This is a genomic window from Micromonospora sp. CA-248089, from assembly GCF_050948515.1.
Classification (GTDB): domain Bacteria; phylum Actinomycetota; class Actinomycetes; order Mycobacteriales; family Micromonosporaceae; genus Micromonospora.
Window position 1 is genome coordinate 4,602,405 of record NZ_CP192016.1, and the last position, 25,462, is coordinate 4,627,866.

The following is a 25,462-nucleotide window of genomic DNA, read 5'->3' on the forward strand; positions in this document are numbered from 1 at the left end:
CGGCTCAGGCCGCCGCCCGGGGGCAGAGCATCGGGTGCAGCAGGCGGGACAGCTCCGCCACGTCGGCGACCGGCCGGGGGAAGGCGAGCCGGGCCCGCCGGGTCGCGCCGGGCCGCCCGTGCGCGACCAGCAGGCCGTACCTGTCGATCCGGACCACCCGCGGCACCTGGTCGCCGGGCAGGTCCAGCCGCCGCCGCAGGTAGTCGCCGACCTGCTCGGCGTGGTGGTCGGCCAGGTCGGCCAGCAGACCGGCCTCGACCGGGTGCAGCGGGTCCGGTTCGGCCTCCGCGAACGCCTCGGGGTCGATCCGGCGTACCCGCCCGGCGCGTTCCCAGCGGGCCTCGGCCACCTCGAAACGGTGCAGGTGGAACCGGCTGCCCACGTCGAGCAGGTCGCCGACCGGGTCGATGGCGGCGAAGTCGACAGCCGCGTCGCGCGCCGCGTCGCCGTCCAGCCGCGTCGCCCAGCCGGACACCCAGGCCCGGCCGAGTGAGGGCGCCCCGGCCGCGGGCGGCAGGTCGAGCACGTCGAGCACCGTGGCCACGTCGGCGTCGCCCGCCGGCGGCACGAGCGCCGCGGCGAGGTCACTGACCACGGGTACGAGCAGCAGCACCCGCCCGTCGGCGTCGACGGCGTGCCGGGCCTGGTGCGGGCCGGGGTGCCGGGCCAGGTGGACGAGGGCGGGCAACCGGCCCGCGACCAGGGTTCGCACGATCTCCGCCGGGCTGGGCCGCATGATCCCGACCTCCTTTAGCTAGGTTAGGCTTACCTAAGAAACAGGCTAGACGATCGGAGACGTCGACGTGAACCACCCCCGGCCCAAGGCACGGCTCTCCCGCGCCCTCGGCATCCCGCTGACCCGCAAGTGCGTGCGGTACTTCGAGCGGCGCCCCTACCCGCCGGGCGTGCACGGCCGGTCCCGCCGCACCACCTCCGACTACCAGGTGCGGCTGCTGGAGAAGCAGCGGCTGCGCCACCAGTACAACGTCAGCGAGGCCCAGCTGCGCCGGCTGTTCGACGAGGCCGCCCGGGCCGCCGGCAGGACCGGCGACACGCTCGTCGCGCTCCTGGAACGGCGCCTCGACGCGGTGGTGCTGCGGGCCGGGCTGGCGCGCAGCATCTACCAGGCCCGCCAGCTCGTCGGGCACGGCCACATCACCGTCGACGGGCGCAAGGTCGACCGGCCGTCGTACCGGCTGCGGCCCGGCCAGGTGGTCGGGGTACGCGAGCGCAGCCGCGCGCTGCCGCCGTTCCAGCTCGCCGCCGCCGGCGCGCACGCCGACGCGCAGCCCCGGCCGTACCTGTCGGTGCAGCCGGCCGAGCTGCGCGCCACGCTGGTACGCGAACCGGCCCGGCACGAGGTGCCGGTGGTGTGCGACGAGCAGCTGGTGGTGGAGTTCTACTCCCGCTGACGGTCAGCGGGTCTGCTCCAGCCCTGGCGGACCCGCCAAGATCAGCGGGTCTGCTCCAGCCAGGAGGCGTACAGCAGCGCGTAGACCGAGTCGGTGTCGCGGACCAGTTCCTCGTGCGGGCCGCGCTGCACGATCCGGCCCCGGTCCACCACGATCACCTCGTCCGCCGCCTGCGCGGTGGACAGCCGGTGCGCGATGGCCAGCGTGGTCCGGCCCCGGGTCACCGCGTCCAGGGTCCGTTGCAGGCGGACCTCGGTGGCCGGGTCGACGGCGCTCGTCGCCTCGTCCAGCACCAGCAGGTCCGGGTCCGCGACGTACGCCCGGGCCAGCGCCACGAGCTGCCGCTCGCCGACGCTGAGCGCCTCCCCCCGCTCACCGACCGGCGTGTCCAGCCCGGACGGCAGCCCGTCCAGCCAGTCGGAGAGGCCCAGCTCGGCGAAGGCGGCGGTCAGCCGCTCGTCGGTCAGGTCGGGGCGGGCGAAGCGGACGTTCTCCCCGACCGTGGCGTCGAACAGGAAGCCGTCCTGCGGCACCATGACCACCCGGGAGCGCAGCGAGTCGAAACGTACCTGCCGCAGGTCGACCCCGGAGAGCAGCACCGCGCCCTCGGTCGGGTCCATCAGCCGGGTGAGCAGCTTGGCGAACGTGGTCTTGCCGCTGCCGGTCTCGCCCACCACCGCCACCCGGCTCTTGGCCGGGATGTCCAGCGTCACGTCGTGCAGCACCGGCGGTCCGCCCGGATAGGCGAACGTCACCCCGGCGAACCGGGCGTCCAGCGGCCCCGGCGGCAGCTCCCGGCCCTGCTCGCCGGGGTCGGCCACGTCCGGGGAGACGTCCAGCACGTCCAGCACCCGGCGCCAGCCGGCGATCGCGTTCTGCGCCTCGTTGAGCACCTCGGTGGCGATCTGCACCGGCTGGATGAACAGCGTGACCAGGAACAGGAACGCGGTGAGCTGGCCGATCGACAGCGTGCCGCCGACGCCCAGGCTGACCCCGACCACCACCACGCCGGCCAGCGCCAGCCCGGCCGCCAGCTCCCCCACCGAGCTGCCCATGATGCTGATCCGGATCGCCCGCTGCTGGGCCACCCGCTGCCCGTCGATGGCCGTGTCCAGCCGCCGCGCGGTGCGCCCGGCGATGCCGTACGCCCGGATCACCGGCGCGCCCACCACGCTCTCGCCGATCGCGCCGAGCAGCGTGCCGGTGCGCTGCCGCACCAGGCCGTAGGCCCCGGCGAGGCGGCGCTGCAACTGCCGGATCACCAGCACCGCGGGCGCGAACGCGACGAGCACCACGAGCGTCAACTGCCAGGAGTACGCGAGCATCACCGCTGTGGTCACCAGCAGCTGGCCCAGGTTGACGATCAGGATCACGCCGCCCCACTGGAGGAACTGGGTGATCTGGTCGACGTCGCTGGTGACCCGGGAGACCAGCGAGCCGCGCCGCTCGGACTGCTGGTGCAGCATGGACAGGTCGTGCACGTGCCGGAACGCCCGGGTTCGCACCCCGGCCAGCGCGGTCTCGCTGACGGTGAACAGCCGGCGCATCATCAGGTACCCGCAGGCGGTGGTGACCACCAGCACCCCGGCGGTGATGGCCACGGTGAGCGAGATGACGTTCAGGTCGAGCCCGCCGACGATGCCGTGGTCGATGCCGCGCTGCACCGCCACCGGCACGGCGACCCGGCCGACCATGTAGACAAGCGCCAGCGCGATCGTGCCGGCGAGGCCGGTGCGCAGCTCCGGGGAGAGCGCCAGGCCGCGCCGCAGCGTCTGCCAGGTGGTCTCGGCCCGCTCCTCATTGGCGACACTGCTCACCGGTCCACCTCGATCTCCAGGCCCGAGGGCAACGGCGTGACCTCGTCGTACGTCTGCTTCTGCTCGCGTTCCTGCTCGGCCTGCTCGTACGCGGTGACCAGGTCGGCGTAGCCGGGCACGGTGGCCAGCAGCTCGGTGTGGGTGCCGCGGGCGACCACCCGGCCCTGCTCCACGTAGATCACCTCGTCGGCGAGCGCGATGGTGGCCCGGCGGTACGCCACCACCAGGATCGATGCCGGGGCGCCGCCGTCGGCGGGCGCGCGCAGCCCGGCCAGGATGGCCGCCTCGACGCGCGGGTCGACAGCGCTGGTGGCGTCGTCGAGCACCAGCAGCCGGGGCCGCCCGGCGAGCGCCCGGGCCAGCGTCAGCCGCTGACGCTGCCCGCCGGACAGCGACGTGCCCCGCTCGCCGACCATGGTGTCGAGTCCGTCCGGCAGCGCGGCCACGAAGCCGTCCGCCTCGGCCAGCCGCAGCGCCGCCCACACCTCGTCGTCGCCGATGCCGGCGCGGTCGAGCGCGATGTTGGCCCGGACCGTGTCGTCGAAGACGAACGGCACCTGCGCCACCAGCGCCACGGTGCCGGCGAGCGAGGCGGCGGTCAGGTCCCGCACGTCCACGCCGTCCAGGGTGACCCGCCCGGCGCCCGGGTCGACCAGGCGTACGGCGAGCGACGCGATCGTCGACTTGCCCGCGCCGGTGGGGCCGACCAGGGCGACCGTCTTCCCGGCCGGCACGGTGAACGTCACCTCGCCGAGCACCTGGGCGCCGGGCAGGTGCGCCTCGGCCGGCTCGTACGCGAAGTGCACGTCGTCGAAGGCGAGCGTGGCCGGCTCCCGGGTGGCCGGGTCGAGCGTCGTCGTGCCGTACGGCATCTCGCCGGTGGCGTCGAGCACCCGGCGGACGCGGTCCCACCCGGCGACGCTGCGCGGCAGCTCGGCCAGCACCCAGCCGATCGCGCGTACCGGGAAGGCCAGCACGGTGAACAGGAACGCGACGCTGACCAGCTCGGTCACGCTGATCGCGCCCTGCCGCAGCCGGATCGCGCCGACCACCAGCACGGCGAGCGTGCCGAGGCTGGGCAGCGTCTCCAGCATCGGGTCGAACACGCCGCGCAGCCGGCCGACCGAGATCAGCGCGTCGCGCAGCTCACCGGCTCGGGCGGCGAAGCGGGCCGTCTCCTGGGCCTCGCGGCCCATCGTCTTGACCACCAGCGCGCCGTCGAAGCTCTCGTGCGCGATGCCGCTGACCTCGGCGCGCAGCCGCTGCGCCCGGGCCTGCCGGGGCGCCATCCGGCGGGAGTAGACCACGTTGAGCGCGAACAGCGCGGGGAACACCGCGAGGCCGACCAGGGCCAGCGCCCAGTCGGTGAAGAACAGCGACGCCACCGCGCCGACCAGCATCACCAGCGTGCCGACCGCGAACGGCAGCGGCGCGATCGGGTACCAGGCCGCCTCCACGTCGGAGTTGGCGTTCGACAGCAGCGTGCCGGTGGAGTTGCGGTGGTGCCAGGCCAGCGGCAGTTCCAGGTAGCGGCGGGTGACCCGGCGGCGGTAGGCGGCCTGGAGCCGGTACTGCATGTAGCCGGCGCCGAGCCGGCGACCGAAGATGCCGACCACCCGCAGCACGCTGATGCCGAACAGCGCCGCCGCGGCGAGCGCCAGTGCCCCGCTCGCCACCTCGCCGCGCTCCACCGCCGGCACGACCACGTCGCCGACCACCGCGCCGACCACGTACGCGCTGGCGATCACCAGGAGGCCGAACAGCACGCTGCCGCTGACCGCGACCGCGAAGATCCGTGGCTGCTCCCGGATGGCCCGGCCGAGCACCCGTAGCCCCCTGCCGAGCACGTCCCGACTTGTCCCGCTCGCCACGCTCTCCCCCGCCGTAAGCCGCAGTTTTCCCCCCCATCCTTACCGCTCTCCGCCGGTCCCGCCGACCCGGCCCGGATATGTCCGCCGTCACGTTCCCGCCGGACCTGGCCCGGGGGCGGCCGAGAGGGGTCCGGCGGCGCGATCCCGCCGGGCGTGGCGCGCCGATCGGCCGGGACGGGCCTACGATCGGGTCATGCCGCGGTACGCCCGAGCGGAGCGCGAGGCGCTCGCCGACCTGATGTTGGAACTGGGACCGGACGCACCGACTGTGAACGAGGGGTGGAGCACCCGTGACCTGGCGGCACACCTGCTGGTGCGGGAGCGCCGGCCGGACGCGGCGGGCGGGATCCTGCTGCCCCCGCTGCGCGGCTACGGCGAGTCGGTCCGCAGGCGGATCGCCGCCGGGCCGTACGCCGACCTGATCGCCCGGGTACGCCGTCCCCCGGTGTGGAGCCCGGTGAGCAACCCGCTCACCGACGAGCTGGCGAACGGGATGGAGTTCTTCATCCACCACGAGGACGTCCGGCGTGCCCGGCCGGGCTGGCACCCGCGTGACCTGCCCGCCCGGCAGCAGGCGGTGCTGTGGAAGCGGGTGTCCCTGCTGGCCCGGATGGCGCTGCGGCGGTTCCCGGCCGAGGTGCTGGTGCAGGCGCCGGGGTACGGCGAACTGCGGGCCGGCGCCGGCGGCGAACGGCTGCGGCTGGTCGGCGCGCCGGGCGAGCTGGTGCTGTTCCTCACCGGACGGCAGCGGGTGGCCCGGGTCCAGGTGGACGGCCCGGCCGACCGCGCCGAGCGTCTGCGCACCGCCGAGCTGGGACTGTGACCGAGGGTGCGTAGCCGGTCACGTTCGCACTGTGGAAAGTGGACGGCCGGACTTCGATAACGGTTACGTCCTCCCGTACGCTCCTGCGCACCGGCCCGACCCCGCGGGGCGGCGGACAGGGGACGACGATGCGCGACTTCGCCCTCTCGGCACTGCACGAACCGCCCTTTCCCTCCCGGCGTCACGCCGCTGTCGACCTGGCGGCTGCGGAGAGCGCCGCCTGGGTACGAGACTTCGGTCTGGTGACGGATCAGGCCGGGCGCCGGCGCCTGGCCGGCGCGCACGCCGCCGACCTGGCCGCACGGGCCTGCCCCGAGGCGTCGCCGTCCGGCCTGCGCCTGCTCACCGACCTGATCAACTGGCTGTTCGTGGTGGACGACGCCTGCGACGACGACGGGCTGGGCGCGGCGCCGACGCTGCTGGCACCCACGCTGGCCGCCCTGCTGGCGGTGCTCGACCGGCACGGCGACCCGGAGGCGCCGGCGCCCGCCGACGGCGGGCCGATCGCCTTCGCGCTGCACGACCTGTGCCGGCGGGCCCGCGGCCGGGGCCGGCCGGCCTACCTGCTGCGTCTGGTCAGCCAGTTGCGGGAGTACCTGCTGGCGCTGCTCTGGGAGGCCGCCAACCGGGAGCGGCTGCGGGTGCCGGGGGTGGCCGAGTACACCCAGATGCGCCGCCACACCGGCGGCGTCCGCCCGAGTTTCACGGTGACCGACCTGGCCCGCCCGTCCGCGCCCAACGCCGACCAGCGCGTCGCGCCGGCGCTCACCGCGCTGGACGCTCTCGCCACGGACCTGATCTGCTGGTGCAACGACCTGTTCTCGTACGGCAAGGAGCGGGGCGCCGCCCCGGAGGCGCACAACCTGGTCACCACCATCGCGGGCGAGACCGGGCAGGACGAGTCGGCGGCGCTGCACGCGGCGGCGGACCGGTTCAACTCGGCCCTCGCCGCGTACGCCGAGCGGGACGCGGCGCTGAGCGCCGTCGCGGACGAGGGAATGCGGGCCTTCCTGGACACCCGCCGGGACTGGATCCGGGCCACCTACGACTGGTCCCGGGCGGCCAGCCGGTACGCCTGAACCGTTCCGGCAGGCGGGACCGGTGGCGACTCGGCCGATCGGGGCTAGCCGCTGGCCGGGTGCAGGCAATACCCTTCGGTAACCGCAGACCGGCGTGACCCCCGTCACGTCCCTCCACCCCTGAAGGCGGCTACAGCGATGGCTCTCGATGTACCGTACCGTTCCGTACCGGACATGTTCCTCAAGCGCGTGGCGGACTCCCCCGACCGGCACGCCTTCGCCCACCCCGCACCCGACGACTCGGGCCCGGTCTGGCTGACGTGGGAGCAGGTCGGGCAGCGCGCCAAGGCGATCGCCGCCGGGTTGCACGGGCTCGGTGTCGGCCTGGAGAACCCCGTGGCGATCCTGGCCAACACGCGCCTGGACTGGGTGCTCGCCGACTTCGGCATCATGTGCGCCGGTGGGGCCACCACCACCGTCTACCCCACCACCGAGCCCGACGACGCGGTCTACATCATCGCCGACTCCGGCTCGAAGGTGCTGTTCGCGGAGAACCCGGCCCAGGCGGCGAAGATCGCCGGCGCGGACCTGCCCGCACTGACCCACGTGGTGCTCTTCGACGGCACGCCCGACCCCGCGGCGGCCGTACCGCAGCTCACCCTGGCCGAGTTGGAGGAGCGCGGCGCGGCCGCGCTGAGCGCCGAGCCGAACCTGATCGACATGCTCGTCGCCGGCATCGGCCCGGACCACCTGGCCACGCTCATCTACACCTCGGGCACCACCGGCCGCCCGAAGGGCGTGGAGCTGCTGCACGGCGGCTGGTGCTGGGAGGGCGTGGCGCAGGCCGACCTGGGCCTGCTGCGCGTCGACGACCTGCAGTACCTCTGGCTGCCGCTGTCGCACTCGTTCGGCAAGACGCTGCTCTGCGGCGCCACCCACGTCGGCCTGCCCACGTACGTGGACGGCCGGGTGGACAAGCTCGTCGACCTGCTCGGCGTGGTGCAGCCGACGCTCATGTGCGGCGCGCCCCGGGTCTTCGAGAAGGTCTACAACAAGGCGGTCACCACCGCGCAGGGCGCGGGCGGCGCCAAGGCCAAGATCTTCGCCTGGGGCGTCGGGGTCGGCAAGGAGAAGGTCGCGCTGGAGCAGGCCGGCAAGCCGGTCCCGGCCGGGCTGCGGATGAAGTACGCGCTCGCCGAGAAGCTGGTGTTCAGCAAGCTCCAGGCGCGGCTCGGCGGCCGGATGCGGGTGCTGGTCTCCGGCGCGGCGCCGCTGAGCAAGGAGATCGCCACCTTCTTCGCCGCCGCCAACCTGCCTATCTCCGAGGGCTACGGGCTGACCGAGACCAGCGCGGGCGCGTTCGTGAACCCGCCCGACGGGCTGAAGATCGGCAGCGTGGGCCGGGCCATGGGCGACCTGGAGTGCCGGATCGACACCGACGGCGAGGTCCTGCTGCGCGGCAAGCCGGTCATGCGCGGCTACCACAACCTGCCGGAGGAGACCGCCGCCGCGTTCACCGAGGACGGCTTCTTCCGCACCGGCGACATCGGCACCCTCGACGACGAGGGCTACCTGCGCATCACCGACCGGAAGAAGGACCTGGTCAAGACGTCCGGCGGCAAGTACGTCGCGCCGTCGCACATCGAGGGCATGTTCAAGGCGGTGTGCCCGTACACCTCGCAGGCGGTGGTGATCGGGCAGGCGCGCAACTACTGCACCATGCTCGTCACGCTGGACCCGGACGCGATCAAGGGCTGGGCCGCCGGCACCCCGTTGGAGGGCAGCGACTACACCACGATCGTCACCTCGCCGCAGGCGCGGCAGATGGTCGAGGGGTACGTGGCCGAGCTGAACTCCAAGCTCAACCGCTGGGAGACGATCAAGAAGGTGGCGATCCTCCCCCGTGACCTCACCATCGAGGACGGCGAGGTCACGCCGTCGCTGAAGATCAAGCGTCGCAGCGTGGAGACGAACTTCGCCTCCGAGATCGACAAGATGTACGAGGGCACGCTCGCCGAGCTGTAGCCCGCACCGCCAGTCGGTAGCGCCGGCCGTGCCCCACCGTCCCGGGGCACGGCCGTTCGCGTCGGCGCCGCTCAGAGGTGCTGCTGCCGCCAGCGGCTCTGATCGGCCTCGGCGGCGATCTGCTCCTCCAGCGCGAGCTGGCGTACCCGGCGCCGATAACCGTTCTCGCGGCCCGTCTCCCAGGCGACACCGGTGCCGGTGATGATCGCGAGCACGGCGAGCGCCATCAACTCCGCGATTTGGAACGCGATCGGGCCGACCACAGCCAGCGCCACCACCGTGAGCAGCAGCGGCCGGCGCACCTCGCGCAGCACGAGCCACCAGCACCCGGCGAGGCCGAGCAGGTACAGCGCGACCCCGCCGTACATGACCACACCCCAGAAGTTGCCGAGTGGCGGCCCCCAGTCGGGCGTGCTCCTGTCGGCGGCCTCGACCAGCAGGTCCTTGAGGCCGAGCGCGAACAGGACGATCCCGGCGACCATCGCCAGGTGCAGGAACGTGTTACACGTCCCGGGTTATCCGGATCCGGGCTTCTTCGTCCCGGGCCTTGTGCAGGGCTTGTTCCAGCGCGAAGGAGAGCGTGTCGAAGTACGCCCACCACAGGGCCGCCACGACCACGATGCCGAGCAACGCCGACACCGCCACCGGGCCGGTCAGCGGCAGCCCGTGCTTGCCGAATCCGAGCGCGATGATCGACTCGCCGAGCGCGACGAGCACGATCAGCGCGTGCCGTTCCGCCCAGTGCCCGGCCGAGAGCACCATCCACCACTGGCGGGCCAGCGTCACGCCGCCCACGTACTCGACGAGCAACGCCAGCGTCCAGAGCGACAGTTGCAGCGGAATCGCGAACCGCTCCTGCGGCAGGCGCGACGGCACGGTGCCGGCGACAACGAGCAGCACGGTGGCGGTGGTCGGGAACGCGGCCCGCATCAGGAGCCGGCGGCGCCGGACCGGATCGGATCGGTCCACCCAGCCGAAGACCGCGAGCTGGGCCATCCGGATCACGAAGTAGCAGCCGGCGAAGACCAGCGGGCCGGGCAGCCCGCCGGGATTGTTCTCGAACGCGTCGGGCTCGCCGAGCACCAGCAGGAACGTCGCTGCCATGGTGATGAAGCCGACCAGCGGCAGCACACCGTGGTCGGCGCGGAACGCGTTGCCGAGGCGGGCGAAGCCGGTCCACGACCACCATAGCAACGCCAGCACCAGCAGGAAGCGGTAGAGGTTGACCGGCGTGAGCTCCGACGCGGTGAGCGTGGTGACGCTCAGGAACGCGAAGACGAAGACCAGGTCGTAGAAGAGCTCCAGCCGGGTGGTGCGGGAGCCCGGTGCGCCGGCCCGTATGATCCACGACCGCCGCGGCTCGCTCCCGTTCCCCACCCCGGCAGTCTGCGGGCACCGCCTGCCCCGTAGCCGCCGTTCGGCGCCACCACCACCGGATCGGGCGGGCGGTCAGGCGATGACGCTGGGCTCGCGCCACTGCGGGCGGCTGGTGCGGTCCAGGTCGTAGCGCACCGCGGCGAGCCGGCCCACCGCCTCCACCAGTTCCTCGGCGGGCAGCGTGAAGGGCAGCCGCAGGAAGCGCTCCAACGTCCCGTCCAGGCCGAACCGCGGTCCGGGCGCCAGCCGTACGCCGACCTCCTCGGCCGCCCGGGCCAGCGCGCTGGAGATCGGCCCGTCCAGCTCGGCCCAGAGCGTGACGCCGCCGCCGGGCACCCGTACCCGCCAGTCGGGCAGCCGGTCGGCGAGCGACGCGACCAGGGCGTCCCGCTGGGCGACGAGCTGGGCCCGGCGGGCGGCCACGATGGCCGGCGCCTCGGTGAGCAGGTGCACGGCGACGAGCTGGTCGAGCACCGGGCTGGCCATGTCCACCCCGACCCGGGCCGCTGCGAGCCGCTGCACCTGGGGTGCGGAGGCGCGGACCCAGCCGATTCGCAGCCCGCCCCAGTAGGGCTTGCTCATGCCGCCGATGCTGATCACCCGGGAGTGCCTGTCGAAGACCGCCACCGGCGGCGGCATCGCGGTGTCGTCCAGCGGCAGGTCGACGAAGGACTCGTCGACCACCAGGTCGGTGCCGGCCGCGTGGGCCGTGCCGACCAGCCGCTCACGCAGGTCGGCCGCCATCAGGTGGCCGGTCGGGTTCTGGAACTCGGGGATCACGTACGCGAGCTTCGGCCGGGTCTGCCGGAGGCTGCCGAGCAGCAGTTCCGCGTCCCAGCCCTCGTCGGACAGACCGTGGGTGGCGATCCGGGCCCGGCGGGCGGACAGCGCGGCGAGCGCGTTGGGGTAGGTGGGCGACTCCACCAGCACCCCGCCGCCCGGTGACAGCGCCAGCCGCAGCACCAGGTCCAGCGCGTGCTGGGTGCCGCTGGTGACCATGATCTGCTCCGGGCTGGTGGGCAAACCGCGTTCGGTGTACCCGCGGGCCACCGCCTCGCGCAGCTCGATGATGCCGGTCGGGTGGTAGCCGGCGCCGCCGAGGTAGCGGGGCAGGTCCTCGGCCGCGGTCCGGGCGGCCGGGACGAGCTGCGGCGGCGCGGACAGCGCGGCCACGCCGAGGTCGATCATGTCGCGGTCGTCCAGCGGCGTCCACAGGCCGGTGCTGGCGACCTTGTGCCCGCCGGGCAGCATGGTCCAGCTGCCCGCGCCCCGGCGGCTGGCCAGGTGGCCGCTCTCCCGCAGTTCCCGGTACGCGGCGGTGACGGTGGTCCGGCTGATCCGCAGCGCCTCGGCCAGCTCCCGCTCGGCCGGCAGGCGTACCCCCAGGGGGAGCCGCCCGTCGGCGAGCAACCCCCGGACGGCGCCGGCGAGCGCGGCGTAGTCGGGGCTGCGGCGACGGCCCGGCAGGGCATGCCACTGACCGAGGAGCCGCGCCAATTGGACGCCGCGCACCTGGCTGGTCATGGCCACACCTCCGGAATTGGCACCCTTGGGCTCTGCGATTGGCCCCTAGGGTGGCATGCATGGCACAGCTTGGCAATCTCCGGCACCGGCCCGCGCGACGACTCACCCAGCTCTATGCCGGGCTGGTCCTCTACGGCGTGAGCATGGCACTGATGATCCGGTCGGAGCTGGGGCTGGACCCGTGGGACGTGTTCCACCAGGGGCTCGCCCGGCAGACCGGCCTGTCCTTCGGCACCGTCACCATCGCCGTCGGCGCCCTCGTGCTGCTGCTCTGGATCCCGCTGCGCCAGCGCCCCGGCCTCGGCACCGTCAGCAACGTCGTGGTGATCGGACTGGTCGTCGACGCCACCCTGGCGGTGCTGCCGCCCGGGGAGGGCATGCCGGCGCGCGTCACCCTGCTCGTCGCCGGGATCGTCGCCAACGGCGCCGCCACCGGCCTCTACCTCGGCGCCGGGCTCGGCCCCGGCCCGCGCGACGGCCTGATGACCGGGTTCGTCGCCCGCCAACCCCGGTTCTCGGTCCGGCTGGTCCGCACCGCCATCGAGGTCGCCGTGCTGGCGCTCGGCTGGCTGCTCGGCGGCACCGTCGGCCTCGGCACGGTGGCCTACGCGCTGACCATCGGCCCGCTGGCCCAGTTCTTCATCCCGGTCTTCGCGCTGCCCGGGCGGCCGGCGACCGGCGCTTACGCTACGTGACCTCGGGCGGGCCGACCGCCACGGCCCGGGACGATCCGCAACGCGCTGAGCTGCGACGACGCAGAACCGGGAAACCAGGTGTTTCCTCCGCCGTCGCGGCCGGGCATCATTCCTGCATGGGGGAGAACGGATGGCGTTGGAGCGACGCCTGGATCTTCGTCGCGCTTGTCATCGCCAGTGGCGCCGGCCGGCACCGGCGGGCCGCCGCGACACGCCGCCCCGAAGGCGTACGGCTGGCCGACGTCCTCTCCACCGCCGACCACCTCAACCAGGCCATCCCGGAGCGGCACGAGGTGGAGGGGGCGGTCCGGCGGCTGGTCGGCGCGGGCCTGGTCAGCGTCGCCGACGGCTGGTTCCGGGTCACCCCGGACGGTGAGCGGCTCTGGCGCACCCGGCCCAGCGCCGGGCTCGGCACCACGGTCGACACGGTGCAGGGCGTGCTGACCCGGCGGCACCCGCCCGCCGAGTCCGAGTGGCAGCTCGCCGAGGACGACCACGCCGCCGCCGTGCAGGAGTACGTGGTCCGGTCGATCCCGATGCCGCGCCGCTCCCCCGAGGGGCACTCCGGGCGGCCCTGAGAGCCGGCGGGCCGCCTCAGCGCACCGGGTGCCCGGCGCCGCGCAGCGCGTCCTTGACCTCGCCGACGGTGAGTTCGCCGAAGTGGAAGACGCTCGCCGCGAGCACCGCGTCCGCCCCGGCGCCGACGGCCGGCGGGAAGTGGGCCACAGCGCCCGCGCCCCCGCTGGCGATCACCGGCACGTCGACCACCTCGCGGACCGCCTGGATCAGCGGCAGGTCGAACCCGGCCTTGGTGCCGTCGGCGTCCATCGAGTTGAGCAGGATCTCGCCCGCGCCCAGTTCGGCGCCGCGCGCCGCCCACTCGACCGCGTCCAGGCCGGTGCCCCGGCGGCCGCCGTGAGTGGTCACCTCGAAGCCGCTGCCCGTCGTGCCGTCCGGGGCGCGGCGCACGTCGAGCGAGAGCACCAGCACCTGCCGGCCGAACCGGTCGGCGATCTCGGCGATCAGCTCCGGCCGGGCGATGGCGGCGGTGTTCACGCCGACCTTGTCCGCACCGGCGCGCAGCAGCGTGTCGACGTCGGCGACCCGGCGGACGCCGCCGCCCACGGTGAGCGGGATGAAGACCGACTCGGCGGTGCGCCGCACCACGTCGAGCATGGTGCCCCGGTCGCTCGACGAGGCGGTGACGTCGAGGAAGGTCAGCTCGTCCGCGCCGGCCCGGTCGTACGCCGCCGCCAGCTCCACCGGGTCGCCGGCGTCGCGCAGGTCGAGGAAGTTGACCCCCTTGACCACGCGCCCGGCGTCCACGTCCAGACACGGGATGACCCGTACCGCCACCGTCATGCCCCGAGCCTAACGAACGCGCGGGCGGTGGTGTCCCGCCGGTGAGGCCGGTCACCACCGCCCGGGGTGGAGTGGTTCGCGCCGGTCAGAGACGGACCAGCATCTTGCCGAGGTTCTCGCCGCGCAGCAGGCCGAGGAACGCCTCGGGGGCCTGCTCGATGCCGTCGACGATCGTCTCGTCGTACGACAGCCGGCCCTCGCGCAGCCAGCCCGCCACCTCCTGCACGAACTGCTCCCGCAGGTGACCGTGGTCACTCACGAGGAACCCGCGCAGCGTCAGCCGCTTGCCGATCACCAGCGCCAGGTTGCGCGGCGCGGCGGGCGGCTCGGTGGCGTTGTACTGCGCGATCATGCCGCAGATCGCGGCCCGGCCGTGTGGGTTCATCGCCCCGATCGCGGCCTCCAGGTGGTCGCCGCCGACGTTGTCGAAGTACACGTCGACACCGTCCGGGGCGGCGGCCCGCAGCTGCTTGGACACCGGGCCGTCGTGGTAGTCGAAGGCGGCGTCGAAGCCCAGCGCGGTGAGCCGTTCCACCTTCGCGGCGGAACCGGCGCTGCCGATCACCCGGCCGGCGCCGCGCAGCTTCGCGATCTGGCCCACCATGCTGCCGACCGCGCCGGCCGCGCCGGAGACGAACACCGTCTCCCCCGGCCTCATCGCCGCCACGTCCAGCAGCCCGGCGTACGCGGTCAGCCCGGTCATGCCGAGCACGCCCAGGTACGCGGTGACCGGCGCCAGATCGGGGTCGACCTTGCGCGCGCCCTTGGCGTCCACCAGCGCGTACTCGCGCCAGCCGAGCCCGTGCAGCACGGTGTCGCCGGGCTTGACGCCCCCGGCCTCGCCGGCCACCACCTCACCGATCGCGCCCCCGTCGAGCGGGGCGTCGAGCGCGAAGGGCGGCACGTACGACTTGACGTCGTTCATCCGCCCGCGCATGTACGGGTCGACGGACATGAACCGGTTGCGGACCACTACCTGCCCCGGGCCCGGCTTCGGCACCTCGGTGGTGACCAGCCGGAAGTTCTCCGCGGTCGGCCAGCCCTGCGGCCGGGACGCCAGATGGATCTCCCGGTTCATCGCGCCTCGCGGACCGTGCGCGTCACCTCGACGTTGCCACGGGTCGCGTTGGAGTAGGGGCACACCTGGTGGGCGGCGTCGACGAGCTGCTCGGCGGCGGCGCGCTCGACAGCGGGCAGGTCCACCACGAGCGTCACGGCCAGGCCGTAGCCGCCGCTGCCGTTCGGGCCGATGCCCACCTCGGCCTCGACGACGGAGCCGGAGACGTCCGCCTTGGCGTGGCGGGCCACCACGCGCAGCGCGGAGTGGAAGCAGGCCGCGTAGCCGGCCGCGAAGAGCTGCTCCGGGTTGGCCGCGCCCCCGGCGCCGCCCATCTCCTTCGGGACGGCGAGGTCCAGCTCGACCGTGCCGTCGGAGGTCCGGACGTGACCGTCGCGGCCGTCGCCGGTGGCGCGGGCGGAGGCGGTGTAGAGCACCTGCATGTCACTGCTCCTTCTGTCGGTGGATCGTCTCGGTGACCCGGGTGAGGATGCCGTGGAGGAAGACCAGTTCGGCCTCGGTGAGCCCGGTGGCGGTGGCCACCCGCCGTGGCACGTCACCCATCCGCTCCCGCAGATCCCGGCCCTGGCCGGTGAGGCCCACCTCGACCCGGCGCTCGTCGGCGGCCGAGCGGGTACGCACCACCAGACCGGCCGCCTCCAGCCGCTTGAGCAGCGGGGAGAGCGTGCCGGAGTCGAGCCGGAGCGCGGCGCCGAGCTCGGAGACCGTGGGGGCGTCGTCGCCGCGCTCCCAGAGCACCAGCAGCACCAGGTACTGCGGGTAGGTCAGGCCGTGCTCGTCGAGGATGGGCCGGTAGACGTCGGTCAGGGCGCGCGACGCCGCGTAGAGCGCGAAGCACACCTGCCGGCGCAGTACCAGATCATCGGTCACGTGTTGAACCGTAGCGTGCAATTAAGTTGTGCACAACTTGTCGGGGCGCGGAGCGGGACGGCGCCGGTCACCCGGGCACCGGTCAGCGCTCCGGCAGGTACGCCTCCAGCTCGACCTCGACCAGGAGATCCGGGTCGATCAGCCCAGCCACCACCACCATCGTGGCGACCGGACGCACCGGGCCGAAGACCGCGTTGTGTGCCCGCCCCACCTCGTCGGCGAAGATCCGGTCGGTCACGTACATCCGGGTCCGCACCACGTCCCCCGGCCCGGCGCCGACCTCCGCCAGCGCGTCCAGGCCGATCCGGATCGCCTGCGCGGTCTGCGCCGCCGCGTCCCCCGCGTGCGCCACCCGGCCGTCCACAGTGGAGGTGCAGCCGGCGGTGATCGCCAGCGAACCGGCCCGGACCACCCGCGAGTAGCCGTACAGCGCCTCCCACGGGCCGCCCGAGCCGAGCCGGGTCACCACCGCGGCGTCGGCGGGCGGCTCCGCCGTCACGCGCCGGCCCGCAGCGTCGCCAGCGCCTCGGCGACGGTGAACGCGCCCGCGTAGAGCGCCTTGCCGGCGATCACGCCCTCCACGCCGATCGGCTCCAGCGTGGCGAGCGCCCGCAGGTCGTCCAGCGTGGACACACCGCCGGAGGCGATCACCGGGGCGTCGGTGCGGGCGCACACCTCACGCAGCAGGTCCAGGTTGGGACCGCGCATGGTGCCGTCCTTGGTGATGTCGGTGACCACGTACCGCGCCGCGCCGGCGGCGTCGAGCCGGGCCAGCACCTCGTACAGGTCACCGCCGTCGCGGGTCCAGCCCCGCGCCGACAGGGTACGGCCGCGCACGTCCAGCCCGATCGCCACCCGGTCGCCGTACTCGCCGCAGATCCGGTCGCACCACTGCGGATCCTCCAGCGCGGCGGTGCCGATGTTGACCCGGGCCGCCCCGGTGCCCAGCGCCGCCCGCAGCGACTCGTCGTCGCGGATGCCGCCGGACAGTTCCACCTTCACGTCCAGCTTGCCGACCACCTCGGCGAGCAGCGCGGCGTTGGAGCCCCGCCCGAACGCGGCGTCCAGGTCGACCAGGTGGATCCACTCCGCGCCGTCGGACTGCCAGGCCAGCGCCGCGTCCAGCGGGTCGCCGTACGTGGTCTCGCTACCGGCGGCGCCCTGCACGAGCCGGACGGCCTGGCCGTCGGCGACGTCCACGGCAGGCAACAGGGTGAGGCTCAACGCTTCTCTCCTCGGATCCTCAGCGACGGTCCAGCGCGATCACCACGACCGCGGGCAGGACCAGCAACAACAACACGACCAGCACCAGCCGCAGCGCGAGGTCGTCGACCAGATTCCAGATGGCGACCACCGCCACCGCGGTGAGCACCAGGATCGTCGCCCGCTCCCGGCGGGTGTGCCGGTGCAACCGGCCGGTACGGCCGCGCCGCGGCGACGGCGTCAGCCGGCGTACCAGAGAACGACGCCGCTCCCGGCGCGCCACCCGGCGGGCCCGGGCGGCGCGCGCCCGCTCCTGCTCGGCCTCGCGCTCCGCGCGGCGGCGGGCCCGCTCCTTGCTCACGCGGACGCCCGCGGGCCGGTCACAGCGTGCCGAGCCAGTTGCGCAGCAGCGCGGCCCCGGCGTCGGCCGACTTCTCCGGGTGGAACTGCGCGGCCGACAGCGGCCCCCGCTCCACCGCCGCCACGAAGTCCGCGCCGTGGTGCGTCGTGGTCACCGTGGCGCCCGCCTCGGCCAGCGCCACCGGGTCGGTGACCCCGTAGGAGTGGACGAAGTAGAACCGGGTGCCGTCCGGCAGCCCGGCGAACAGCGCCGAGCCGGCCGGCGGGCGCACGGTGTTCCAGCCCATGTGCGGCAGCCGCCGCGCGGGCAGCCGGGTCACGCCGCCGGGCAGCAGCCCCAGCCCCTTGGTGACCACGCCGTGCTCCTCGCCGTGCCCGAAGAGGATCTGCATGCCGACGCAGATGCCCAGCACCGGCCGCCCGGCCGCGACCCGGTCGGCGATGACCGGCCCGGCGCCCAGCGCCTCGATCCCGGCCATGCACGCGGCGAACGCGCCGACGCCCGGCACCACCAGGCCGTCGGCCGACGCGGCGGCGTCCAGGTCGTCGGTGACTGTCACGTCGGCGCCGGCCCGCTCCACCGCGCGCTCGGCCGAACGCAGGTTGCCCGAGCCGTAGTCGAGCACCACCACCCGTGCCATCAGCTCTCCCCCGGCAGCAGCCAGAGCACCCCGGCGACGGTGGCCAGCACGGCCAGCAAGCCGGTGATCACCACGGCGGCGCGGGGAGCGCCCTGCTTGAGCAGCGACCACGTCCCGCCGACCAGCAGGCCGGCCAGGATCAACAGAAGGGTGGGCAGCACCTTCATCAGAGAGCACCCTTCGTGGAAGGCACCACACCCGCGTTACGCGGATCCAGCGCGGTGGCCTCGCGCAGCGCGCGGGAGACGGCCTTGAACTGCGCCTCGACCACGTGGTGGGCGTCCGGGTGGCCGCCGGGACGGGCCGCGCGCAGCACGTCCACGTGCAGCGTGATCCGGGCCGACTGACCGAACGACTCCCAGATGTGCCGGGTCATGCTCGTCGGGTAGACCGGCCCGATGTACGGGGCCAGCGCCGGCTCGTCGTGCACCACGTACGGGCGGCCGGACAGGTCGACGGCGGCGCGGACCAGCACCTCGTCCATCGGGACGGTGGCCGAGCCGTACCGCCGGATGCCGGCCTTGTCGCCCAGCGCCCGGTCGAACGCGGCGCCCAGCGCGAGCGCGGTGTCCTCCATCGTGTGGTGCGCGTCGATCTCCAGGTCGCCGACGGTGTGCACGGTCAGGTCGAAGCCGCCGTGCCGGGCGATCTGGTTGAGCATGTGGTCGTAGAAGCCGACGCCGGTCTCGATGTCGGCCTTGCCGGTGCCGTCGAGGTCGATCTCGACGAGCACCTTCGTCTCGTTTGTGACCCGCTCGATCCGGGCGATCCGGCTCATGAAACTGTCTCCATCGCGGTGAGGAAGGCGTCGGTCTCGGTCGGGGTTCCGGCGGTGACGCGCAGCCAGCCGGGCAGGCCGACGTCGCGCACCAGCACGCCGGCATCGAGCAGGGTACGCCAGGCCACCGCCTGGTCCCCCTCGACGGCGAACAGCACGAAGTTGGCGTCGCTGTCGGCCACCCGGTGGCCCCGGGCGCGCAGCTCGGCGACGATCCGGTCCCGCTGCTCCATGATCGCGGCCACGGTGCCGAGCAGGGCGTCCCGGTGCGCCAGCGCCGCGCGGGCGGCGGCCTGGGTGAGCGCGGACAGGTGGTACGGCAGCCGGACCAGCTGCACCGCGTCCACCACCGCCGGGTCGGCGGCCAGGTAGCCGAGCCGGCCGCCGGCGAACCCGAACGCCTTGCTCATGGTGCGGGTCACCACCAGCCGCGGGTGGCCGGGCAGCACGGCGAGCGCGCTCACCGTGCCGGGCCGGGCGAACTCGGCGTACGCCTCGTCGACGATCACCATGCCGGGCGCCTCGTCCAGCACGGCGGCGACCACCGCCGGGTCGAGCGCGGTGCCGGTCGGGTTGTTCGGCGAGCAGAGGAACACCACGTCCGGCCGGTGCTCGCGGACCTGGGCCACCGCCTCGCCGGCGGTGAGACCGAAGTCCGCGCCGCGCCGGGCGGGCACCCACCGGGTGCCGGTGCCGAGCGCCAGCAGCGGGTGCATCGAGTACGCCGGGGTGAAGCCGAGCGCGGTACGCCCGGGACCGGCGAACGCCTGGAGCAGCTGCTGCTGGATCTCGTTGGAGCCGTTCGCCGCCCACACGTGGTCGGCGGTGAGCCCGTGTCCCAGGTAGGCGGCGAGGTCGGCGCGCAGCGCCACCGCGTCCCGGTCCGGGTAGCGGTTGAGGTCGCGCAGCTCGGCGGCGACCGCCTTGCCGATCGCCTCCACCACCGGCTCGGGCACCGGGTAGGAGTTCTCGTTGGTGTTCAGCCGCACCGGCACGTCGAGCTGCGGCGCCCCGTACGGCGTGCGCCCGCGCAGGTCGTCGCGGATCGGCAGGTCGTCGAGCGTGGTCACGACGCGCCGCCGTCGGGGAACCGGACGCTGACCGCCTGGCCGTGCGCGGGCAGGTCCTCCACGGTCGCCAGCGTGACCACGTGCGGGGCCACGTCGCGCAGCGCGTCCTGCGTGTATTCGATCAGGTGGACGCCGCGCAGGAACGACTGCACGGACAGGCCGGAGGAGTGCCGGGCGCAGCCGCCGGTGGGCAGCACGTGGTTGGAGCCGGCGCAGTAGTCGCCGAGCGACACCGGCGACCAGGCGCCCACGAAGATCGCACCGGCGTTGCGTACCCGCAGCGCCCACTCGCGGGCGTTCTCGGTCTGGATCTCCAGGTGCTCGGCCGCGTACGCGTCGACCACCCGCAGGCCCGCCTCCAGGTCGTCGACCAGGACCACGCCGCTCTGCTCGCCGCGCAGCGCCGTGCCGATCCGCTCGGCGTGCTTGGCCGCCGGCGCCTGCCGGGCCAGCTCGGCGTCGACCGCGTCGGCCAGCGCGGTGGACGGGGTGACCAGCACGCTCGCGGCCAGCGGGTCGTGCTCGGCCTGGCTGATCAGGTCGGCGGCCACGTGCGCCGGGTCGGCGGTGTCGTCGGCCAGGATCGCGATCTCGGTCGGGCCGGCCTCGGCGTCGATGCCGACCACGCCGCGCAGCAGCCGCTTCGCGGCGGTGACCCAGATGTTGCCCGGACCGGTGATCATGTCGACCGGCTCGCAGCGCTCGTCCCCGGCCGGGTCGACGGTGGCGCCGTACGCGAGCATGGCGACCGCCTGGGCGCCGCCGACGGCGTACACCTCGTCCACGCCGAGCAGCGCGCAGGCCGCGAGGACCCGGCGGTCGGGCAGGCCGTCGTTGTCCTTCTGCGGCGGGCTCACCACCACCAGGGAGCGCACCCCGGCCGCCTGGGCCGGCACCACGTTCATCACGACGGTCGACGGGTACATGGCCAGGCCGCCGGGGACGTAGAGGCCGACCCGGTCGACCGGCACCCACCGCTCGGTCACCGTGCCGCCGGGCACCACGGTCGTGGTGTGGTCGGTGCGGCGCTGGTCGTCGTGGACCTTGCGGGCCCGGGTGATCGACTCCAGCAGCGCGGCGCGGACCTGCGGGTCCAGCTCGCCCTCGGCGGCGCGGATCGTCTCGACCGGCACCCGCAGCCGCTCCGGGGAGACGCCGTCGAACCGTTCGCTCGCCTCCCGGATCGCCGGGTACCCATGGTCCCGGACCGCCTCCACGAGCGGGCGGATCCGCTCGACCGCCACGGAGACGTCGAGCTGGGCACGGGGCAGCAGGCGGCGCGGGTCACGGACACCGCCGCGCAGGTCGATCCGATTCAGCACGCCTGCGAGTCTAGGCCGCCGCCGGTGTCACCGGCCGGGCCCGCCCGCACGCCGGGACGGTGAGCCGGGACACGCGCGGGTGGGCGCGTTGGCGATACGCTCGATCACGTGAGCGCACGGCTGCCGGTGTTCCCGCTCGGGACCGTCCTCTTCCCCGGGCTGGTCCTTCCGCTGCACATCTTCGAGGAGCGCTACAAGGCGCTGGTGCGCCACCTCGTGGGGCTGCCCGAGGGCGCGCCGCGCGAGTTCGGTGTGGTGGCGATCCAGGCCGGCTGGGAGGTCGCGCCGGCCGGGCCGCCGGGTCGCGCCGGGCCGGCCGGCGGCGAGGTCACCCTGCACGAGGTCGGCTGCACCGCCGAACTGCGGCAGGTCACCGAGCTGGCCGACGGCGGCTTCGACATCGTCACGGTGGGGCGGCGGCGGTTCCGGGTCGCCGAGGTCGACGACTCCGCCGAGCCGTACCTGACCGCCGAGGTGGAGTGGTTGCCCGAGCCGGACGGCCCGGACGAGGTCTCCGACCTGCTGGCGGCCCGGGTGACCTCGGTGTTCCGGCAATATCTCGGCCTGATCCGGCCGGACCAGCAGGAGATCACCGAGCAGCTGCCGGAGGATCCGACGGTCCTGTCGCACCTGGTCGCCGCGACCGCCGCGCTGACCGTCGCCGACCGGCAGCGGCTGCTCGCCGCCGACGACACGGCCGGCCGGCTGCGCGCCGAGCTGCGCCTGCTCAACCGGGAGACGGCGTTGCTGCGGCAGGTGCGCGCGGTGCCGGTGCCGCTCAGCGAGCTGGCTGGTCCCCCGGCGCCGAACTGAACCCGGGCGGGGGCGGCGGCCAGGTCGCGTCGAGTTCCGGCTCCGGCCGCAGCGACGGCCACCGCGACCAGCCCGCCAGCAGCGTGTACGTGACGGCGGCGCCGAACGCGGCGAGCAGCAGGTTCCCGTGCGGCAACGGCAGCGGGCCGTACCAGTCGACGCCACCGGCGCGCAGGTCGACGGGCTTGGTGAAGGCGGTGCCCGGCGGCGCGGTCTCCACCAGCCGCTGGAACGTCGACAGCCCGATCCGGCGGCCGACCTGCCAGGCCACCACTGCCGCGCCGAGACCGCCGAGCGTCACCGCGACCAGGCCGGCCGGGCCGCGCCGGCGGCGCAGCACCACCCACAGGGCGATCGCGGCGAGCACACCGAAGCCGAGCGTCAGGAGGCTGAACCAGCCGTCCGCGGCGATCGGCTGCTCCGGCTGGGTGGTCGCGTAGACCGCGCCCGCCGGGGTCTGCCGTACCGGGGTGGCGGGCGCCGCCCACGCCCACAGCAGGCCCAGCGGGACGCCGAGCGCGGTGAGCACCGCGACCACGCCCAGCGCGGTGAGCAGCGGGCGGCCGGACCGGCCGGCGTCGGCGCCGGGCAGCTGCGCCACCACGCCGGGGTACCCGGCGAGCGGGTCGGCGCCGGGCGCGGTGACCGGCGTGCCTGCCGGTACCGGCAGGCCGCCGGGCCAGCCGGGCGGCTGCTCGCGCGCGGGCCACGCGCCGTCGCCGGGCCACGGGGCCTCGCCGGGTCGCGGGACGGCATCGCCGGTACGCGCGTCGGTGCCGTCGATGCGCTCGCGCGCCCGCTCGGGCTCAGGGGTGTCCGGACTCACCCGTTGATCCTCTCAGGCCCGGGCACGGCGCGGGGCGGTGGTCACCGCTCAGCGCGCGAACGGTTCCACCATCACCGCTGCCGCCTTGAGCCAGGCGTTGCGGGTCTCGGCCTGGAGCTGGTGGTACTCGATCGAGGAGCCGGTCTCCAGCGCCGGGTCGTAGGGCACCACGGCGACCGCCCGGGTACGGGTGGCGAAGTGCCGTTCCAGGTCGTCCTGCAACGAGGTACGCCCCGGCGTCGGGCAGGAGATCAACGTGACCGCGTTGTCGGCCAGCTCCCCCATGCCCTCCTCGTGCAGCAGGTCGAGCATCCAGTCCGCGCTGAACGCCGCGTCCTCGCGCGGCACGGTGGTCACCACGAGCTGGTCGGCGGCCTGCATGACGGTGCGCCAGTTCGGGCTCTCCACGTTGTTGCCGGTGTCCACGCAGACCACCTCGTGGGTGCGGCGCAGCAGCTCCAGCACCCGCTTGACGGTGAACTGGTCGAGCCGCTGGGCGAAGCGCGGGCTCTCCTCGCCGGCCAGCACGTCGTACGAGCCGTCGGAGGCGTGCCGCAGGTAGTCGTCGAGGTGCGACAGCAGCGTGTTGCCCTCGAGGATCTCGATCTGCGCCAGGTCGTGGATCAGGTGGCGGATGGTACGGGCGTGCCGGGCGCTGCCGGCTCGCAGACCGAGCGTGCCGCGCAGTTCGTTGTCGTCCCAGGCGAGCACGCCGCGCCCGCGGACGCTGCCCACGGTGGCGGCGGCGAGCACCGTCGCGGTGGTCTTGTGCACGCCGCCCTTGGGGTTGGCGAAGGCGAGCACCCGGGGGGTGCCCAGCTCGCGGCGCAGCACGCTGGTGGCGCGTTCCAGCTCGGCGTCCGGCTCGGGGGCACGCCACTTCGCCTGGGCCGGCGCGGCCCGGCCCGCCCGGCCGGAGCGGCCCTCCAGCGGGCTGCGCGGCGCGGGCACCACCGGTTCCGGCGCGGGCGGGACGTCCGGCCGGTAGCGGCCCCGGTCGAGCAGGGCGTACCGGGACTCGGCAGGCGGCGGCGCGGGCCGGTAGCCGCCGTCGAGAAGGGAGTACCGGGACTCGGCCGGCGCCTCGGGCCGGCCGTGCGGCTCCGGCCGTGCCGGTTCGGCGCGCCAGGACGGCTCCGGCCGGGGCTCGGCGGCGAAGGGCGGGTCCGGCGCGATCGACGGCTCGGCGCGCCAGGACGGCTCGGCCGGGTAGGGCTGCCCGGTGCGCCAGGACGGCTCCGGGTCGCTGCGGTACGCCGGTTCGGCCCGGTAGGCCGGCTCGCCGTCGTGCCGGGGATCGGCGCGGAAGGCCGGGTCGACCCGGAACGTGGCCTCGGCGCGGTAACCGGGCTCGGCGCCGTACGACCCGTCGGGGGCGCGGCCGACGGCGGTGGCGCGCCCGGTCCACCCGGTGCCCGCGGCGCGACGGGGCAGCGGGTCGGGCGGCGGCGCCGGTTGCTCCTCGACGTGCCGGTCGGCGTCGGCGTGCTCCGCGCCGCGACCGCCGAGCCGGGCCCGGTCGAGCAGCGCCCGCCACCGCGGTGCCGGCTCGCCCTGCCGACCCCAGCCGGTCTCGCTGCCGTCCAAGGATTCGCCCTCCCCCAGCCCATCGATCTCCGCCTGACAGGCTACGAACGAAACCCTATTCGGACCACTCCCCGCGCCGCACATCGCCCGGCGGCCTGCCGCACCATGGGATCGGCCCGGTCACCGCGGGCCCCGATGTCTCAGGAGGTGGGAGCGGGGTTGGGTGCCCCGGAGCCGCCGCCCGGCGCCGGGGCGGTGGGTGAAGGTCCGCTCACCGTCCGTGCAGCTTCCGACGAATCGCCCATTCCGCCTGCCTCGGCGGGTTCGCCGTCGGCCGGTGGGCGAACCACGTCACGCTGCTCGGGCAGCGGCGGGGTGAACACGGTCCGGTCCAGGCGGCGGACCTCCGGCGCCGGGTCCACCACCCGCACACCCGGACGCCCGGCGAGCGCGCGCAGGGCCTCCGGTGCGGCACTCACCACCGCGGCGTAGACGCAGGCGCAGCCCGTCCGGTACGCCTCGGCCTCGCGCGCGGCGACCTCCGCGCCACTGTCGTACACCCGGCGCAGCTCCGGATCGGCGGTGGTCGCGGCGGCGCGGGAGCGGTAGTCCGCGGCCTCGGCGTCCTTGCGCGTCGCGACGCCGGCCATGCCGGCCACCACGTCCTGGGGCAGGCGCAGCGCCGCGATCCGGACGATCTCGGTCTGCCGGCCGGGCAGCGGTACCCGCGCCACCACCGCCGAGACCCGCGTGCCGTCCAGCGCGGCGGCCGCCCGCGCCGGGGTCAGGTAGCCGTCGAACGAGACGAGCGCGTAGCCGTCGGGGGCGTCGAGGCGGGCCAGCTCGTCCCCGGCGGCCCGCAGGTACGCCGGGATGCTCGCGCCGTCGCTCACGCCGACCCGGGTCACCTCGCCCACAGTGCGGTCGCTCACCGGCCGGTCCCGCCGCTGCGCCACCGCGACCACCAGCACCACGAGCGCGCAGGCCAGCGCGATCCAGGTCAGCGCGGCGGACCGGGACCGGCGCGGTGGCGCGGGATCGTCGCTCAC

The 25,462-nt window shown here is 74.7% G+C and carries 28 protein-coding genes; 7 read left to right on the forward strand and 21 right to left on the reverse strand.

Going from position 1 to position 25,462, the window contains the following annotated elements:
- Window positions 1-4: 4 nt before the first annotated feature.
- On the reverse strand, window positions 5-736 hold the full coding sequence (locus tag ACQP26_RS21465; protein WP_433493832.1) for a DUF2470 domain-containing protein: 732 nt from the start codon (window positions 734-736) through the stop codon (window positions 5-7).
- Between the two features lie 67 nt (window positions 737-803).
- On the opposite strand from ACQP26_RS21465, the gene rpsD reads away from it, so the two are divergent.
- The gene (gene rpsD, locus ACQP26_RS21470; protein ID WP_269704928.1) at window positions 804-1,412 is read left to right on the forward strand and encodes a 30S ribosomal protein S4; all 609 of its coding nucleotides are present in this window, start codon (window positions 804-806) and stop codon (window positions 1,410-1,412) included.
- Window positions 1,413-1,453: 41 nt separating this feature from the next.
- Here rpsD and ACQP26_RS21475 read toward each other — a convergent pair whose 3' ends face one another.
- Both ACQP26_RS21475 and ACQP26_RS21480 read right to left on the reverse strand, forming a co-directional pair.
- On the reverse strand, window positions 1,454-3,229 hold the full coding sequence (locus ACQP26_RS21475; protein ID WP_269704927.1) for an ABC transporter ATP-binding protein: 1,776 nt from the start codon (window positions 3,227-3,229) through the stop codon (window positions 1,454-1,456).
- Window positions 3,226-5,076, reverse strand: coding sequence for an ABC transporter ATP-binding protein (locus ACQP26_RS21480; protein ID WP_269704926.1), 1,851 nt, complete (start codon window positions 5,074-5,076; stop codon window positions 3,226-3,228). Before ACQP26_RS21480 ends, ACQP26_RS21475 begins: the two co-directional genes overlap by 4 nt.
- 217 nt (window positions 5,077-5,293) lie before the next feature.
- Here ACQP26_RS21480 and ACQP26_RS21485 point away from each other — a divergent pair, with 217 nt between their 5' ends.
- The 3 genes from ACQP26_RS21485 to ACQP26_RS21495 all read left to right on the forward strand — a co-directional run bounded on the left by ACQP26_RS21485 (window position 5,294) and on the right by ACQP26_RS21495 (window position 8,967).
- Entirely contained in the window at window positions 5,294-5,923 is a 630-nt protein-coding gene (locus ACQP26_RS21485) for a TIGR03085 family metal-binding protein (RefSeq protein WP_281577201.1), read from the forward strand.
- A 128-nt stretch (window positions 5,924-6,051) separates the two neighbouring features.
- Entirely contained in the window at window positions 6,052-7,002 is a 951-nt protein-coding gene (locus tag ACQP26_RS21490) for a terpene synthase family protein (RefSeq protein ID WP_281577200.1), read from the forward strand.
- A 138-nt stretch (window positions 7,003-7,140) separates the two neighbouring features.
- Window positions 7,141-8,967: an AMP-dependent synthetase/ligase gene (locus ACQP26_RS21495; protein ID WP_433493833.1), complete on the forward strand. Its 1,827-nt coding sequence runs from the start codon at window positions 7,141-7,143 to the stop codon at window positions 8,965-8,967.
- Between the two features lie 71 nt (window positions 8,968-9,038).
- On the opposite strand, the gene ACQP26_RS21500 is transcribed toward ACQP26_RS21495, so the two are convergent.
- From ACQP26_RS21500 to ACQP26_RS21510, 3 genes are all read right to left on the reverse strand, one after another.
- Window positions 9,039-9,449, reverse strand: a complete 411-nt coding sequence (locus tag ACQP26_RS21500; RefSeq protein ID WP_433493834.1) for a low temperature requirement protein A — start codon at window positions 9,447-9,449, stop codon at window positions 9,039-9,041.
- A gap of 19 nt (window positions 9,450-9,468) precedes the next feature.
- On the reverse strand, window positions 9,469-10,344 hold the full coding sequence (locus ACQP26_RS21505; RefSeq protein WP_433493835.1) for a low temperature requirement protein A: 876 nt from the start codon (window positions 10,342-10,344) through the stop codon (window positions 9,469-9,471).
- Window positions 10,345-10,416: 72 nt separating this feature from the next.
- Window positions 10,417-11,868, reverse strand: a complete 1,452-nt coding sequence (locus ACQP26_RS21510) for a PLP-dependent aminotransferase family protein (protein WP_433493836.1) — start codon at window positions 11,866-11,868, stop codon at window positions 10,417-10,419.
- 59 nt (window positions 11,869-11,927) lie between these two features.
- Between ACQP26_RS21510 and ACQP26_RS21515 the strand changes: the two genes are divergently transcribed.
- Together ACQP26_RS21515 and ACQP26_RS21520 are read left to right on the forward strand one after the other, a co-directional pair.
- Window positions 11,928-12,563: a YczE/YyaS/YitT family protein gene (locus ACQP26_RS21515; RefSeq protein WP_433493837.1), complete on the forward strand. Its 636-nt coding sequence runs from the start codon at window positions 11,928-11,930 to the stop codon at window positions 12,561-12,563.
- Window positions 12,564-12,679: 116 nt separating this feature from the next.
- Window positions 12,680-13,141 carry a hypothetical protein gene (locus tag ACQP26_RS21520; RefSeq protein ID WP_269704919.1) on the forward strand — a complete coding sequence of 154 codons (462 nt, stop codon included), beginning with the start codon at window positions 12,680-12,682 and terminating at the stop codon, window positions 13,139-13,141.
- Between the two features lie 16 nt (window positions 13,142-13,157).
- Here the strand turns inward: ACQP26_RS21520 and hisF are convergent, their stop codons facing one another.
- The 12 genes from hisF to hisD all read right to left on the reverse strand — a co-directional run bounded on the left by hisF (window position 13,158) and on the right by hisD (window position 21,247).
- Window positions 13,158-13,925, reverse strand: coding sequence for an imidazole glycerol phosphate synthase subunit HisF (gene hisF / locus ACQP26_RS21525; protein ID WP_433493838.1), 768 nt, complete (start codon window positions 13,923-13,925; stop codon window positions 13,158-13,160).
- Between the two features lie 85 nt (window positions 13,926-14,010).
- Complete coding sequence (locus ACQP26_RS21530; protein ID WP_433493839.1) at window positions 14,011-15,003, reverse strand: NADP-dependent oxidoreductase; 993 nt, start codon at window positions 15,001-15,003, stop codon at window positions 14,011-14,013.
- Window positions 15,000-15,425, reverse strand: a complete 426-nt coding sequence (locus ACQP26_RS21535) for an organic hydroperoxide resistance protein (protein ID WP_269704917.1) — start codon at window positions 15,423-15,425, stop codon at window positions 15,000-15,002. Before ACQP26_RS21535 ends, ACQP26_RS21530 begins: the two co-directional genes overlap by 4 nt.
- Window position 15,426: 1 nt before the next feature.
- Window positions 15,427-15,873, reverse strand: a complete 447-nt coding sequence (locus tag ACQP26_RS21540; protein ID WP_433493840.1) for a MarR family winged helix-turn-helix transcriptional regulator — start codon at window positions 15,871-15,873, stop codon at window positions 15,427-15,429.
- 82 nt (window positions 15,874-15,955) lie between these two features.
- Complete coding sequence (locus ACQP26_RS21545; RefSeq protein WP_433493841.1) at window positions 15,956-16,372, reverse strand: RidA family protein; 417 nt, start codon at window positions 16,370-16,372, stop codon at window positions 15,956-15,958.
- Entirely contained in the window at window positions 16,369-17,097 is a 729-nt protein-coding gene (gene priA / locus ACQP26_RS21550; RefSeq protein ID WP_269704914.1) for a bifunctional 1-(5-phosphoribosyl)-5-((5-phosphoribosylamino)methylideneamino)imidazole-4-carboxamide isomerase/phosphoribosylanthranilate isomerase PriA, read from the reverse strand. The genes ACQP26_RS21545 and priA overlap by 4 nt, the downstream gene beginning before the upstream one ends.
- A gap of 19 nt (window positions 17,098-17,116) precedes the next feature.
- On the reverse strand, window positions 17,117-17,437 hold the full coding sequence (locus tag ACQP26_RS21555; protein ID WP_269704913.1) for a hypothetical protein: 321 nt from the start codon (window positions 17,435-17,437) through the stop codon (window positions 17,117-17,119).
- A 19-nt stretch (window positions 17,438-17,456) separates the two neighbouring features.
- Complete coding sequence (gene hisH, locus ACQP26_RS21560) at window positions 17,457-18,077, reverse strand: imidazole glycerol phosphate synthase subunit HisH (protein WP_433493842.1); 621 nt, start codon at window positions 18,075-18,077, stop codon at window positions 17,457-17,459.
- Window positions 18,077-18,244, reverse strand: a complete 168-nt coding sequence (locus tag ACQP26_RS21565) for a hypothetical protein (RefSeq protein WP_013287581.1) — start codon at window positions 18,242-18,244, stop codon at window positions 18,077-18,079. The genes hisH and ACQP26_RS21565 overlap by 1 nt, the downstream gene beginning before the upstream one ends.
- Entirely contained in the window at window positions 18,244-18,855 is a 612-nt protein-coding gene (hisB, locus tag ACQP26_RS21570) for an imidazoleglycerol-phosphate dehydratase HisB (RefSeq protein WP_030500263.1), read from the reverse strand. The genes ACQP26_RS21565 and hisB overlap by 1 nt, the downstream gene beginning before the upstream one ends.
- Window positions 18,852-19,925: a histidinol-phosphate transaminase gene (locus tag ACQP26_RS21575; RefSeq protein ID WP_433493843.1), complete on the reverse strand. Its 1,074-nt coding sequence runs from the start codon at window positions 19,923-19,925 to the stop codon at window positions 18,852-18,854. Before ACQP26_RS21575 ends, hisB begins: the two co-directional genes overlap by 4 nt.
- Complete coding sequence (gene hisD, locus ACQP26_RS21580) at window positions 19,922-21,247, reverse strand: histidinol dehydrogenase (protein ID WP_281577191.1); 1,326 nt, start codon at window positions 21,245-21,247, stop codon at window positions 19,922-19,924. Before hisD ends, ACQP26_RS21575 begins: the two co-directional genes overlap by 4 nt.
- A 108-nt stretch (window positions 21,248-21,355) precedes the next feature.
- Here hisD and ACQP26_RS21585 point away from each other — a divergent pair, with 108 nt between their 5' ends.
- The gene (locus tag ACQP26_RS21585; RefSeq protein ID WP_433493844.1) at window positions 21,356-22,060 is read left to right on the forward strand and encodes an LON peptidase substrate-binding domain-containing protein; all 705 of its coding nucleotides are present in this window, start codon (window positions 21,356-21,358) and stop codon (window positions 22,058-22,060) included.
- On the opposite strand, the gene ACQP26_RS21590 is transcribed toward ACQP26_RS21585, so the two are convergent.
- The 3 genes from ACQP26_RS21590 to ACQP26_RS21600 form a co-directional block, all read right to left on the reverse strand.
- The gene (locus ACQP26_RS21590; RefSeq protein WP_433493845.1) at window positions 22,026-22,886 is read right to left on the reverse strand and encodes a DUF2567 domain-containing protein; all 861 of its coding nucleotides are present in this window, start codon (window positions 22,884-22,886) and stop codon (window positions 22,026-22,028) included. The genes ACQP26_RS21585 and ACQP26_RS21590 overlap by 35 nt on opposite strands.
- Window positions 22,887-22,934: 48 nt before the next feature.
- On the reverse strand, window positions 22,935-24,473 hold the full coding sequence (locus tag ACQP26_RS21595; protein WP_433493846.1) for an ATPase: 1,539 nt from the start codon (window positions 24,471-24,473) through the stop codon (window positions 22,935-22,937).
- 140 nt (window positions 24,474-24,613) lie between these two features.
- Entirely contained in the window at window positions 24,614-25,462 is an 849-nt protein-coding gene (locus ACQP26_RS21600; RefSeq protein ID WP_269704906.1) for a hypothetical protein, read from the reverse strand.